The sequence below is a fragment of the Mycolicibacterium litorale genome (assembly GCF_010731695.1).
GTDB classification, from domain to species: domain Bacteria; phylum Actinomycetota; class Actinomycetes; order Mycobacteriales; family Mycobacteriaceae; genus Mycobacterium; species Mycobacterium litorale.
On sequence record NZ_AP022586.1, the window covers coordinates 4,656,161 to 4,669,235 of the forward strand.

Sequence of the window (13,075 nt, forward strand, 5' to 3'; positions counted from 1 at the left end):
ACCGTGAGACGCCTGCGCGACGGGGTGCCGCTGCTGCCGTTCTTCGCCGTTCTGACGATCTTCCTGATCATCCCGACGGTCACGGTCGTGGTGAGCGCGTTCTTCGCCGACGGCTCCTTCTCGCTCGACCGGATCGAGGCGCTGTTCTCGGCGACCGCGCTGTCCGCACTGTGGAAGAGCGTGCTGCTCTCCGGCAGCACCGCGCTCATCGGCGCGGTCCTCGGCGCGCTGCTGTCGTGGCTGATCGTCAGCAGCCCGCCGGAGTCGATGGTGCGCCGCGGCGTGCTCGCGCTGTGCAGCGTGCTCGCCCAATTCGGCGGCGTCGCATTGGCGTTCGCGTTCCTGGCCACCGTCGGTCTCAACGGTGTGCTGACGCTGTGGGTGCAGCAGGCCGTGGGTTGGAACCTCGCCGGATCGGGCTGGCTCTACAGCCTGCCCGGCCTGATCCTCGTCTACACCTACTTCCAGATCCCGCTCATGGTCATCGTCTTCGTCCCCGCGCTGGAAGGGCTGCGCGAACAGTGGCGGGAAGCGGCGGTCAACCTCGGCGCTTCGACCTGGCAGTACTGGCGCGAGGTCGGCTTCCCGCTGCTGACACCGGCGTTCCTCGGATCGCTGCTGCTGTTGTTCGCCAACGCCTTCGCCGCGTACGCGACGGCCGCCGCACTGGTCAGCCAGGGCAGCCCGATCGTGCCGCTGCTGATCCGCTCCGCGCTGACCAGTGAGGTGGTGCTCGGCCAGTCCGGGTTCGCCTACGCGCTCGCCCTGGAGATGATCGTCGTCGTCGCGGTCGTCATGGTCGCCTACAACGCGCTGGTGCGTCGCACCGCGAGGTGGTTGCAGTGAAACGGGCTGTGCGCGCCGCTCTTTGGGTGCTGTTCGGGTTGTTCTTCCTGTTCCCGCTCTACGCGATGGCCGACTTCTCGACACGCGACCTGATCAACGGCGGCCGCACGCTGCAGGCGTGGCAGAACCTCGTCGCCGACGAGGCGCTCTACCAGGCGATCATCGTGTCGCTGCTGCTGGCGGTGCTCACCGTGGTCGCGATGCTGCTCGTGCTGGTGCCGACCATGATCTGGGTTCGGCTGCGGGCGCCATGGGCGCGGCGGCCCGTCGAATTCCTGTGCCTGCTGCCGCTGACCATTCCCGCACTGGTCATCGTCGTCGGGTTGAAGAACGTCTACCTGTGGGTGACCTACTTCCTCGGGGAGTCCGCTCTCACACTGACATTCGTGTACGTCGTGCTGGTGCTGCCGTTCGCGTACCGGTCGATCGACGCCGCGCTGTCGGCCATCGACCTGCAGACGCTGTCGGAGGCGGCCCGCTCCCTGGGCGCGGGATGGACCGCAACGATCCTGCGGGTGGTGGTGCCCAACATCTGGTCGGGCATCCTGTCGGCGGCGTTCATCTCGATCGCCGTCGTGCTCGGTGAATACACCATCGCCTCGCTGAGCGGATACCAGACACTGCAGGTGCAGATCGTGGCCCTCGGCAAGACCGACGGGCCTACCTCGGTCGCGGCGTCGCTGGCCGTGCTGCTGCTCGGCTTCGCTCTGCTGCTTGCCCTTTCGCTCGTCACCCGCGGGCGCCGGACCACCCCGCTAGGAGCTGCATGACCGCCGGAGTCGCCGTTGAACTCAACGACCTGACGCGGGTGTACGGGTCCGTGCACGCCCTCGACGGGCTGACCCTGCACATGCGGCCCGGTGAACTGGTCGCGCTGCTCGGCCCGTCGGGTTGCGGTAAGACCACCGCGCTGCGCATCCTCGCCGGCCTCGACGAGGCGACATCCGGCTCGGTGTCGGTCGACGGTCGCGACGTCAGCCGGGTGCCCGCCAACAAACGTGATATGGGCATGGTCTTCCAGGCCTACAGCCTGTTCCCGCACCTGACCGTGCTCGACAACGTGGCGTTCGGCCTCAAGATGCGAGGAAAGGCCAAGGCCGAGCGGCTGACTCGCGCCGCAGACATGCTCGACCTGGTCGGGCTGTCCGCGCACAAGGCCAAGTACGCCAGCGAGCTTTCGGGCGGTCAGCAACAGCGCGTCGCGTTGGCGCGCGCCCTGGCCATCCAGCCGCGGGTGCTGCTGCTCGACGAACCGCTGTCCGCGCTCGACGCGAAGGTCCGCGCCCAGCTGCGCGACGAGATCCGCCGCGTGCAACTCGACGTCGGCACCACCACGCTGTTCGTCACCCACGACCAGGAGGAGGCCCTGGCCGTGGCCGACCGGGTCGGCGTGATGAGCCAGGGCCGCCTCGAACAACTCGCGCCGCCCGCCGAGCTGTACGCGCATCCGGCGACACCGTTCGTCGCCGAATTCGTCGGGCTCAACAACAAAGTCGCCGCGACGGTGTCGTCGGGGCGTGCCCAGGTGCTCGGCGCCGAGGTGCCCGCGCTGGACGGATCGATCACAGGCGGTGACGGCATCGCGCTGGTGCGACCGGAATCGGTCACCGTCGCCGCGCACGGGACCCCGAATGCGACCGTCAGCTCGGTGGCGTTCCTCGGTTCGATCTCCCGGGTGTACTGCACGCTGGCCGACGGGACCGTCCTATCCGCTCAGCTGCCCAGCGCGGCGGCCGCGCCGTTCTCCGCCGGGGACGCCGTCACCGTCGGCGTCGAACCCAACCCGGTGCTCGTCACACCGCCTTGATCGGTTCGATCCCCAGATCCCGGTAGGTGACCAGCGCGGCGAACGGCACACCGCGCTCGGCGAAAAGCGTCGCCGCGACGTCGCCGCGGTCGACCATGGGGATCACCCCGGTCACCACCGCCCCCGCCGCGACGACCCGGTCGAACGCCAACGCCGTCGACCCGCCGGTGCTGATCACGTCGTCGACCAGCAGCACCCGCATGCCGGGTTCGATCCGGGTGCCCTCGATCCACTGTTCACGGCCGCGCTGCTTCTGCTCCTTGCGCACCGAGAACCAGGCCGCGCCGGTCACCATCGCCACGCCGTGCGCCAACGGGTCCGCGCCCATGGTCAGCCCGCCGACGGCGTCGAACTCGATGCCGGTGCGGGCGGCCAGGTCGGCGACCGCGCGGCTCACGATCGTCAGCCGCTCACCGTTGTCGACGGCGTACTTGCCGTCGATGTAGTCGTGGCTGAGCTGACCGCTGGCCAGGCGGAAGGGCTCCGCGCGGTGTTCGTAGCCGCGGGTGCGGATCAACTCGAACGCCGCGTGCCAGGATTCCGGACGTTCGGTCGCAGCAGACATACGGCGATCGTATTAGACGTCCGTGCGCCGGGCCCGCCGCGTCAACTCCACGGCCGCAGAGCGCAGTTCACCGGGGCCGCTGATGGGCGCGGCGTAGCTCACGCGGGTGTAGGCGATCCCGCGTTCGGTGTCGAGCCGGAGGTCCAGCCCGTAGCGGTCGGCCACCGTGCACGTGGCGGCGGTGGCGTCCGGGTAGCCCCCGAGCACCCGCGCCATCGCCAGCAGCGAATCGGCGTGGTCGGCGTTGAGGTGCGCGATCGCCCCGGCGGCGTGCGGCGCCACCGGATCCGGTTCGGCCGCGGCGTAGTCGGTACCGCTGCACGAGTCCATCCGCCCGTACCCGCCGACCCACCGCACCCGGTGCACCCGCAGCACCCACAGTGTGAAGTCGTTGTAGTCGATGTAGTACTTCGCCGCCGAGACGGCCGCCAGATGCGCCTCCCGCGCGGCCTGCGCCTCGTCACCGGTGGGCCGCTCGGCGACACCGGCCAGCGTCACCCGGCCGCTGGCCAGCGGATCGGATTCCGACGCCGGCGCCACGATCGCGATGCTCGCCCGCGGATAACCGGCCAGGTTGCGACCGTGTTCGGCGAGGTTCGACACGCACAGCACCGGGGCGCCGCCCAGCAGGCCGTAGGTGACGAACGACGCCCACGGGTCGCCGCCGGCGGTCAGGGTCGCCAGGGTGGCGGTGTTGGTCGAGGCGGCGATGGTGCGGGCTTCTTCGGCGGCCGACGGCCGGACGGCGCCGGCGGCCGGACGCAGCGGCGGAGGAACCGACGGCGCGTCGCCGGGGTCGCCGTGATCGCGGTTGGCCACCCCGGCACCTTACCGCTGCGCTGGGGTCGCGCGGCGGTCCGCACTGGGCCACGATTCAGGGACCGCCACGATGGGTAGGACAGGATCGATGGACCACAGCAGCGGCTCCCCGGCCCACGCCGAGCACAATCCGGCAGAGGGCAGCCACGTCGAACACGGCGTGGTCGAGCACCCGACCGCCGACGACTTCGGCCACGCGCGAATGGTGCCCGAGGACCGGACGTGGTTCAAGCGCGCGGTGTTCTACGAGGTGCTGGTGCGGGCGTTCCACGATTCGGACGCCGACGGTTCCGGTGACCTGCGCGGGCTGACCGAACGGCTGGACTACCTGCAGTGGCTCGGCGTCGACTGCCTGTGGCTGCCGCCGTTCTACGACTCCCCGCTGCGCGACGGCGGCTACGACATCCGCGACTTCTACAAGGTCCTCCCCGAATTCGGCACCGTCGAGGACTTCGTCGCACTGCTGGATGCCGCCCACCGCCGCGGGATCCGCGTCATCACCGACCTGGTGATGAATCACACCTCCGATTCGCACCCCTGGTTCCAGGAGTCCCGCCGCGACCCCGACGGCCCCTACGGCGACTTCTACGTCTGGAGCGACACCAGCGACAAGTACGCCGACGCGCGGATCATCTTCGTCGACACCGAGGAGTCGAACTGGACGTTCGACCCGGTGCGTCGCCAGTTCTACTGGCACCGCTTCTTCTCCCACCAGCCGGATCTGAACTACGACAACCCGGCCGTGCAGGAAGCGATGCTCGACGTGCTGCGCTTCTGGCTCGACATCGGCATCGACGGATTCCGGCTCGACGCCGTCCCGTACCTGTTCGAACGCGAAGGCACCAACTGCGAGAACCTGCCCGAGACCCACGCGTTCCTCAAGCACTGCCGCAAGGTGATCGACGACGAGTATCCGGGCCGGGTGCTGCTCGCCGAGGCCAACCAATGGCCCGCCGACGTGGTCGAGTACTTCGGCGACCCCGCCACCGGTGGGGACGAATGTCATATGGCGTTCCACTTCCCTTTGATGCCACGCATTTTCATGGCGGTCCGCCGCGAGTCGCGGTTCCCGATCTCCGAGATCCTCGCGCAGACACCGCAGATCCCGGATATGGCGCAGTGGGGCATCTTCCTGCGCAACCACGACGAGCTGACACTCGAGATGGTCACCGACGAAGAGCGTGACTACATGTACGCCGAATACGCCAAAGACCCTCGGATGAAAGCGAATGTCGGCATCCGGCGCCGCCTGGCCCCGCTGCTGGAGAACGACCGCAACCAGATCGAGTTGTTCACCGCGCTGCTGCTGTCCCTGCCGGGGTCGCCGGTGCTCTACTACGGTGACGAGATCGGTATGGGCGACATCATCTGGCTGGGCGACCGTGACGGCGTCCGCACCCCGATGCAGTGGACACCCGACCGCAACGCCGGCTTCTCGAAGGCCACCCCGGGCCGCCTGTATCTGCCGCCCAACCAGGACGCGATCTACGGGTATCAGGCCGTCAACGTCGAAGCCCAGCGGGACAGTTCGAATTCGCTGCTGAACTGGACGAGGACCATGCTCGCCGTCCGCAGACGCCACGACGCGTTCGCGATCGGCGACTTCCGCGAACTCGGCGGGTCCAATCCGTCGGTGCTCGCGTTCGTGCGGGAGATGAGCGGTGCGGGCGCAAAACCCCACGGCGACAACGTCACCGGAACTGGCGACGTCGTGCTGTGTGTCAACAATCTGTCCCGTTTCCCGCAGCCGATCGAGCTGAACCTGCAGCAGTGGAACGGCTACACTCCGGTCGAGATGACGGGGTACGTCGACTTCCCGAGTATCGGCGCGTTGCCCTACCTGCTGACCCTGCCGGGCCACGGGTTCTACTGGTTCCAGCTTCGCGCCCCCGACCCCGAACCGGCAGGAGTGCAGCCATGAATCTCCCCTTCGACGACTGGCTACCGCACCAGAGGTGGTACGGCGGCCGCAGTCGTGAATTGAGTGCCGCCACAGCCGATGTGGTGGCGCCCCTGCGGGACGATCTCGACCTGGTACTGCTCACCGTCACCTACACCGACGGCAAATCGGAGCGCTATCAGATCCTGGTGCGCTGGGATTCCGCCCCGATCGACGAGTACAGCGCCGTGGCGAAGATCGGCACCGACACCGCAGCCGGCGGGGACCGCACCGGCTACGACGCGCTCTACGAACCGGCGGCGGCGGCCTTCCTGATGACGCTGATCGACTCGTCGGCGCAGATCGGCGACATCCACTTCGTCAAGGAGCCGGAGGCGACGCTGCCGCTGCAGGCCACGCCGCGCGTGTCGAGCGCCGAGCAGAGCAACACCAGCGTGATCTTCGACCAGGACGCCATCCTCAAGGTGTTCCGGCGCATCACCCCCGGGATCAACCCCGACATCGAATTGAACCGGGTGCTCGCCCGTGCGGGCAACCCGCACGTGGCGCGGCTGCTCGGCTCGTTCGAGACCACGCTCGACGGTGAGCCGTACGCGCTGGGCATGGTCACCGAGTTCGCGGCCAACTCGGCCGAGGGCTGGGACATGGCGCTCACCAGCACCCGCGACCTGTTCGCCGAAGGCGACCTGTACGCCGACGAGGTGGGCGGTGACTTCGCGGGAGAGTCGCACCGGCTCGGCGAGGCCGTCGCCTCGGTACACGCGACGCTGGCCGCCGAGCTGGGCACCTCGACCGTCCCGTTCCCGCTCGAGACGGTGCTGGAGCGGTTGCGGTCGATCGCCGACGCCGTCCCCGAACTGCAGCCGCACGTGCCGCTGATCGAGGAGCGCTACCACAAACTCGCCGGCCAGGACATCATCGTGCACCGCGTGCACGGCGACCTCCACCTCGGCCAGGTGCTGCGCACCACCGAGGGGTGGCTGCTGATCGACTTCGAAGGCGAACCAGGCCAGCCCCTCGAGGAACGGCGCCGTCCGGACTCCCCGATGCGCGACGTCGCGGGGGTGCTGCGGTCCTACGAGTACGCGGCGTACCAGCGGTTGATCGAACGCGGCGGCGACGCCGCCCATGACAAACAGCTCGCCGCCCGCGCCCGGGAGTGGGTCGACCGCAACGTCAGCTCGTTCTGCGACGGCTACGCCGCCGCGTCGGGCACCGATCCGCGCGACCACGCCGAACTGCTGGCCGCCTATGAACTCGACAAGGCGGTCTACGAGGTCGGCTACGAGGCGCGCTACCGGCCCAGCTGGCTGCCGATCCCGATGAAGTCGATTCTCCGGCTCGTCGGGGCGTGACCTAGACGGTGACGACCTCGTAGTCGCCCAGCCCGTCGATCAGCACGTGCAGCTGGTCGAGCGCCGAACCCAGCGTGTTGTCGATCGCGGTCAGCCGGGCGGCGTAATGCCCGACCGGATACTCGGCGGTGACACCGATACCGCCGTGCAGCTGGATGGCCTCCTGCGCGATGTGCCTGCCGGAGCGGCCGATCTGCAGCTTCGCCCGCGCCGCGATGGCCGGGTCGAAGTTGCCGTCGGCCACCGACATCGCCGCGTAGTACGTCATGCTGCGCGCCAGCTCCAGCGACACGTACATGTCCGCCGCACGCTGCGTCAGCGTCTGGAACTTGCTCAGCGTGACACCGAACTGCTTGCGGCTGGTGAGGTACTCCGTCGTCAGCCGCAGCGCCTCCTCCATCGCGCCGAGCGCCTCGGCGCACAGCGCCGACTGCAGGCGCACCAGCGTCCGCGAGATCGCGTCGGTGGCGTCGCCCCCGGCGCCGAGCGGCTGGGCGGCCACACCGTCGAGGTCGAGTTGCGCACCGCGCTGACCGTCGAACGTGCGGTACGGCGTACGGGTGACGGCCGAGCCCTCGACCAGGAACAGACCTGTGCCGCCGTCGGGCAGAGCCGCGCTGACCACGATCAGGTCGGCGCTGTCACCGGCGATGACGGGGTTCTTGCGGCCGGTCAGCGACCACGAATCTCCTTGCTGCGCAGCTGTTGTCGACACAGCGGACCCCGCGGAGCGCATCCCGGGTTCGGTGTGGGCGAAGGCCAGTAGCCGTTCACCGGAGGCGACCTCGTCGAGTACCTGCTTCTGCTCGTCGCTGCCGACCTCGGCGATCAGCGCGCCGGGACCCAGGGCCGCGGAGATCACCGGTTCGGGCGCCAGCCGGCGGCCGATCTCGGTGGCGACCACCATGATCTCGAGCTGACCACCGGCGTCCTCCTCGAACCCGAGGCCGAGGATGCCGATCTCGGCGAGCTGGTTCCACACGTCGCGGCTCCAGCCGAGCTCGGAGTCGACGACCTTCAGACGGGTCTCGATGTCGTAGGTGCGGGTGAGCACCTCGCGGCTGGTGTCGCGGAGCAGCACCTGCTCATCGCTGAGCTGAAAATCCATCTCCTACCTCACAATCCGAGAATGGTCGACGCGATGATGGTGCGCTGGACCTCGTTGCTGCCGCCGTAGATCGATGTCTTGCGGTAGTTGAGGTACGTCGGTGCGCTGCGCTGCGCCCACGCGGGGGAGGCGAGCTCGTCCCCGGCGTCGTAGGGCAGCGCGTCGGGGCCGGCCACCTCGACCAGCAGTTCGGTGGCGACCTGCTGCAGCTGGCTGCCGCGCAGCTTGAGCACCGAGGACGCGGGATTGGGCTTGCCGCCCACCGACGTCGACGCCACCCGCATCTGGGTCAGTTCGAGCGCGAGCACGTCGTTCTCCGCCTCGGCGAGGCGCGCGGCGAACAGCGGATCGTCGAGCAGACCGGACTCCTTGGCGCGGGCCTTGACGTCGGCCAGCTTGACCTTGGTGCGGCCGACCTGGGCGATGCCGGTGCGCTCGTTGCCGAGCAGGAACTTCGCGTAGGTCCAGCCCTGGTTCTCCTCGCCGACGAGCTGGTCGGCGGGCACCCGGACGTCCTCGAAGAAGACCTCGTTGACCTCGAAGCTGCCGTCGACCAACTTGATCGGGCGCAGCGTGATGCCCGGGGTGTTCATGTCGATGAGCAGGAACGAGATACCGGCCTGCTTCTTCGGGGCGTTGGGATCGGTGCGCACCAGGCAGAAGATCCAGTCGGCGTACTGGCCGAGCGTCGTCCACGTCTTCTGGCCGTTGACCACGTAGGTGTCGCCGTCGCGGATCGCGGTGGTGCGCAGCGATGCCAGGTCGGATCCCGCCTCGGGTTCGGAGAAGCCCTGGCACCACCAGATGTCCAGCGCCGCCGTCGGCGGCAGGAACCGCTGCTTGATCTCCTGGGATCCGAACTCCGCGATCACCGGGCCGACCATCTTGGCGTTGAACGTCAGCGGTTCGGGGACACACGCCAGCTGCATTTCGTCGAGCCAGATCTGGTGCTGGGTGGGCGTCCAGTCCTTCCCGCCCCACTCGACCGGCCAGTTCGGCACGGCCAGTCCGTGGTCGTTGAGGATCTTGTGGGTGGTGATGATGTCCTCACTGGACACCTCACCGCCGTGCCGGGACCGTTCGCGGATGTCGGCCGGAATCTCGGTCCGGTAGAAGGTACGAAGCTCGTCGCGGAAGGCGGCTTCCTCTTCGGTCAGCGCCAGCTGCATATGGGACTCCCTGATCGGTGACTGAGGGCCTGCCTGCACACTAACTCACCGGTTGGTCGGGATGGCTACCGGTCAGTAGTTATCGCGTCCACGGCGCCCGCGAGCTACCGCAGCATGAAGTCGAGAAACAGTTCGCGCACCTCGGGCGGCGCGGTCTGACCGGGGTCGGAGGCGTGCAGCAGGCCGATGCCTGCGGCGAACATGACCGTCGAGCGCAACGCCGCCTCGGCCGAGGAGAACCCGTCGTCGACGAACGCCTCCCGCAGAGCGGACAGGACCCGGCGGTCACTCTGGCGCACCTTGTCCGCCACCTGCTCGTCGGCGATCGCCCAGGTCCGCATCACCCGTTCGACCGCCCAGTGCGACGGGTTCACGAGGGCTTCCATCATCACCCTCATCCGCTGGCGGGGGGCCACATCCTGCATGCGGGTGAACCGCTGCCGCTCGCGATCGCGGATATCACCCCATGCCTCGACCAGCGCCGCGCGGTAGGCCTGGATGTCGGTGAAATGCCAGTAGAAACTGCCCTTGGTGACGTGCAGGCGGTCGCAGAGATTGCCGATGCGCAGCGCATTGGTGCCGCCTTCGGCCAGCAGCGCGAACCCGGCCTCGATCCAGTCGTCGAGTGAAGTCGGGCGGTCACGCTCCGGCGCCATGAACCGCAGCCTACGGTGGCCGGCGACGCGACGGAGGCGCTTCCAGCAAACGTACCGTACCTGCTGGTACGGGCCGTGCGGCACGATGTAGCGGCCGTCGCATCAGGTTTAGTGCCCAGGCCCGCGGGGCAACCGCCGGGACATGAGCGACAACACCGACTTCGAGTCCGCCAACGACGCCGAGGGCCCCGGCGACACCCTGAGCCCGATGGAGGCACTCGACTCCGACGAGATCCGCAACGACGACGGCGACAACGTCGTCGACCCGCCCGATCACTGGAGCGAGGCGAACCGGACCGACCAGTTGCCGCGCGGTGAGGTCGGCGGCGGCGAATCGCTCGACGAGAAGCTGGCCGCCGAGGTGCCCGACGCGGCCGCAGGCGCCGGTGACCCCGCCGCCGACGACGCACCGGCCGGCGACATCGACCCGCGGCCCGAGGACGAGATCGACAACCTCGACCCCGCCCACCACGGCACCGACGCCGGTCAGATCAGCGGCACACCCGAGGACGGTGACTCGTTGTTCACCGTCGTCGAGTGAGCCTCGCCGCTACGGCTCGTTGACCGCCTGCAACACCAGCACCGACCGGTCCGCGACCTCGACCTTGGCGCCCGCAGTCACCGACTCGCGGGCGTCATCGTCGTTCGCGGTGTTGATCACCGGCAGCCACGCCCGCCCGAATTCCGCTGCCGGCGTGACGAATTCGAGCGGCTCATGGTGGGCGTTGAAGCACAGCAGGAACGAGTCGTCGGTGACCCGCTGTCCGCGCACGTCCAGGTCGGGGATGCCCTGGCCGTTGAGGTAGACCGCGATCGACTTCGCGAAGCCGCTCTCCCAGTCCTCGTCGGTCATCTCGGAGCCGTCCGGGGCGAACCAGGCGATGTCGGGCAGCCCGGGCGCACCGCGCTGGCGCACCGGACGGCCGGAGAAGAACCGGCGGCGACGGAACACCGGGTGCGCGGCGCGCAGTGCGGAGACCTTCTGGGTGAACGCCATCAGCTCGGTGTCGGCGGCCGACCAGTCGATCCAGGTGATCTCGTTGTCCTGGCAGTACCCGTTGTTGTTGCCGCCCTGCGAGCGGCCCAGCTCGTCGCCGTGACAGATCATCGGCACGCCCTGCGACAGCATCAGGGTGGTCAGGAAGTTGCGCTGCTGACGGGCCCGCAACGCATTGATCCCGGGGTCGTCGGTCGGGCCCTCCACCCCGCAGTTCCACGACCGGTTGTGGCTCTCGCCGTCGTTGTTGTCCTCGCCGTTGGCCTCATTGTGTTTCTCGTTGTAGGACACCAGATCCCGCAACGTGAACCCGTCATGGGCGATGACGAAGTTGATCGAGGCGACCGGCCGGCGCGAGGTGTGCTCGTAGAGATCGGACGACCCGGTCAGCCGGGACGCGAACTCGTCGAGGGTGGCCGACTCACCGCGCCAGTAGTCCCGCACGGTGTCGCGGTACTTGCCGTTCCACTCCGTCCACTGCGGCGGGAAATTGCCCACCTGATAGCCGCCGGGGCCGACGTCCCATGGTTCGGCGATCAGCTTGACCTGGCTGACCGTCGGATCCTGCTGCACGAGTTCGAAGAACGTCGCGAGCCGGTCGACGTCGTAGAACTCACGGGCCAGGGTCGAGGCGAGGTCGAACCGGAAGCCGTCGACGTGCATCTCGGTCACCCAGTAGCGGAGTGAATCCATGATCAGCTGGAGAGCGTGCGGGTGGCCGACATTGAGGCTGTTCCCGGTGCCGGTGTAGTCCATGTAGTACCGCTTGTCGTCCTCGACGAGCCGGTAGTAGGCGGCGTTGTCGATTCCGCGGAAGGACAGCGTCGGGCCCATGTGGTTGCCCTCGGCGGTGTGGTTGTAGACCACGTCGAGGATCACCTCGATACCCGCCTCGTGCAGGGCGCGCACCATCGCCTTGAACTCCTGCACCTGCCCGCCGGGCGTGGCGCTCGAGCTGTACTTCGGGTCAGGGGCGAAGAAGCCGATCGTGTTGTAGCCCCAGTAGTTGCTCAAACCCTTCTCGACCAGCGTGGAGTCGTTGGCGAAGTGGTGCACCGGCATCAGCTCGACGGCGTTGACGCCGAGGGACTTGAGGTGGTCGATGACCACCGGGTGGCCCATCGCGGAGTACGTGCCGCGGATCTGCTCGGGAATGTCGGGGTGGGTCTGCGTCAGCCCCTTGATGTGGGCCTCGTAGATCACCGTGTCGGCGTACTCGTGGTTCGGCGGGCGGTCCATCCCCCAGTCGAAGAACGGGCTGATCACCACCGACTTGGGCATGTTGGCCGCCGAGTCTTCGTCGTTGCGGCTGTCGGGGTCACCGAAGTTGTAGCTGAACAGCGGCTGACCCCACTCGAAGGTGCCGTCGATGGCCTTCGCGTACGGATCGAGCAGCAGCTTGTTGGGGTTGCACCGCTGGCCGTTGGCCGGATCATAGGGGCCGTGCACGCGGTAGCCGTAGCGCTGTCCGGGCTCGATGTTCGGGATGAATCCGTGCCACACGAACCCGTCGACCTCGGGCAGCACATAGCGGGTCTCGTTCCCTTCGGCGTCGAACAGGCACAGTTCGACCCGCTCGGCGGCCTCGCTGAACAATGCGAAGTTGGTGCCGAAGCCGTCATACGTCGCCCCGAGCGGATAGGCCTTTCCGGGCCAGACCTCGTAGACGGTGTCGTTCGGGCGGGCGGGTGCGGCCAAAGTGCACACTCCTGAGCTTTCGAGTTACGGACGGGGGCGACAATACGTGCGGACCGGTGTGCGGGCAGCACGGCCCGGTCCGCCCGCACCGGCGTCCACGAGCTATACCCACTTGGCGGCGTCTCACGACGTGCCGGGCCACTTTGGCCGAAATC

12 protein-coding genes are annotated in these 13,075 nt (G+C 68.3%); 6 read left to right on the forward strand and 6 right to left on the reverse strand.

Features of this window, described 5'->3' with window-relative positions; all coding sequences use genetic code 11:
* The first annotated feature begins 3 nt into the window (after positions 1 to 3).
* Genes G6N30_RS22205 through G6N30_RS22215 form a run of 3 tightly spaced genes read left to right on the forward strand, consistent with a single transcriptional unit; the run spans position 4 to position 2,653 of the window.
* A complete protein-coding gene (locus tag G6N30_RS22205; RefSeq protein WP_407664669.1) occupies positions 4 to 846 on the forward strand; it encodes an ABC transporter permease in 843 nt (280 codons plus the stop codon).
* Positions 843 to 1,616 (forward strand): ABC transporter permease, encoded by a 774-nt coding sequence (locus G6N30_RS22210; RefSeq protein WP_134057413.1) that lies wholly within the window; start codon positions 843 to 845, stop codon positions 1,614 to 1,616. Before G6N30_RS22205 ends, G6N30_RS22210 begins: the two co-directional genes overlap by 4 nt.
* A complete protein-coding gene (locus G6N30_RS22215; protein WP_134057411.1) occupies positions 1,613 to 2,653 on the forward strand; it encodes an ABC transporter ATP-binding protein in 1,041 nt (346 codons plus the stop codon). Before G6N30_RS22210 ends, G6N30_RS22215 begins: the two co-directional genes overlap by 4 nt.
* On the opposite strand, the gene G6N30_RS22220 is transcribed toward G6N30_RS22215, so the two are convergent.
* Together G6N30_RS22220 and G6N30_RS22225 are read right to left on the reverse strand one after the other, a co-directional pair.
* Positions 2,640 to 3,218, reverse strand: coding sequence for an orotate phosphoribosyltransferase (locus G6N30_RS22220; protein ID WP_134057409.1), 579 nt, complete (start codon positions 3,216 to 3,218; stop codon positions 2,640 to 2,642). The two genes, G6N30_RS22215 and G6N30_RS22220, sit on opposite strands and share 14 nt — an antisense overlap.
* Positions 3,219 to 3,230: 12 nt before the next feature.
* A complete protein-coding gene (locus tag G6N30_RS22225; protein ID WP_134057407.1) occupies positions 3,231 to 4,037 on the reverse strand; it encodes a HugZ family pyridoxamine 5'-phosphate oxidase in 807 nt (268 codons plus the stop codon).
* Between the two features lie 88 nt (positions 4,038 to 4,125).
* On the opposite strand from G6N30_RS22225, the gene treS reads away from it, so the two are divergent.
* Both treS and G6N30_RS22235 read left to right on the forward strand, forming a co-directional pair.
* Positions 4,126 to 5,958, forward strand: coding sequence for a maltose alpha-D-glucosyltransferase (gene treS, locus G6N30_RS22230; protein ID WP_134057405.1), 1,833 nt, complete (start codon positions 4,126 to 4,128; stop codon positions 5,956 to 5,958).
* Positions 5,955 to 7,292, forward strand: coding sequence for a maltokinase N-terminal cap-like domain-containing protein (locus tag G6N30_RS22235; protein ID WP_134057403.1), 1,338 nt, complete (start codon positions 5,955 to 5,957; stop codon positions 7,290 to 7,292). The genes treS and G6N30_RS22235 overlap by 4 nt, the downstream gene beginning before the upstream one ends.
* Position 7,293: 1 nt before the next feature.
* Here the strand turns inward: G6N30_RS22235 and G6N30_RS22240 are convergent, their stop codons facing one another.
* From G6N30_RS22240 to G6N30_RS22250, 3 genes are all read right to left on the reverse strand, one after another.
* Complete coding sequence (locus G6N30_RS22240) at positions 7,294 to 8,400, reverse strand: acyl-CoA dehydrogenase family protein (RefSeq protein ID WP_134057401.1); 1,107 nt, start codon at positions 8,398 to 8,400, stop codon at positions 7,294 to 7,296.
* A gap of 8 nt (positions 8,401 to 8,408) precedes the next feature.
* The gene (locus G6N30_RS22245; RefSeq protein WP_134057399.1) at positions 8,409 to 9,569 is read right to left on the reverse strand and encodes an acyl-CoA dehydrogenase family protein; all 1,161 of its coding nucleotides are present in this window, start codon (positions 9,567 to 9,569) and stop codon (positions 8,409 to 8,411) included.
* Between the two features lie 104 nt (positions 9,570 to 9,673).
* Entirely contained in the window at positions 9,674 to 10,225 is a 552-nt protein-coding gene (locus tag G6N30_RS22250) for a TetR/AcrR family transcriptional regulator (protein WP_234880242.1), read from the reverse strand.
* Between the two features lie 142 nt (positions 10,226 to 10,367).
* Here G6N30_RS22250 and G6N30_RS22255 point away from each other — a divergent pair, with 142 nt between their 5' ends.
* Positions 10,368 to 10,766 (forward strand): hypothetical protein, encoded by a 399-nt coding sequence (locus tag G6N30_RS22255; RefSeq protein ID WP_134057397.1) that lies wholly within the window; start codon positions 10,368 to 10,370, stop codon positions 10,764 to 10,766.
* A gap of 9 nt (positions 10,767 to 10,775) precedes the next feature.
* On the opposite strand, the gene glgX is transcribed toward G6N30_RS22255, so the two are convergent.
* A complete protein-coding gene (gene glgX, locus G6N30_RS22260) occupies positions 10,776 to 12,920 on the reverse strand; it encodes a glycogen debranching protein GlgX (protein WP_134057395.1) in 2,145 nt (714 codons plus the stop codon).
* Positions 12,921 to 13,075 lie beyond the last annotated feature (155 nt).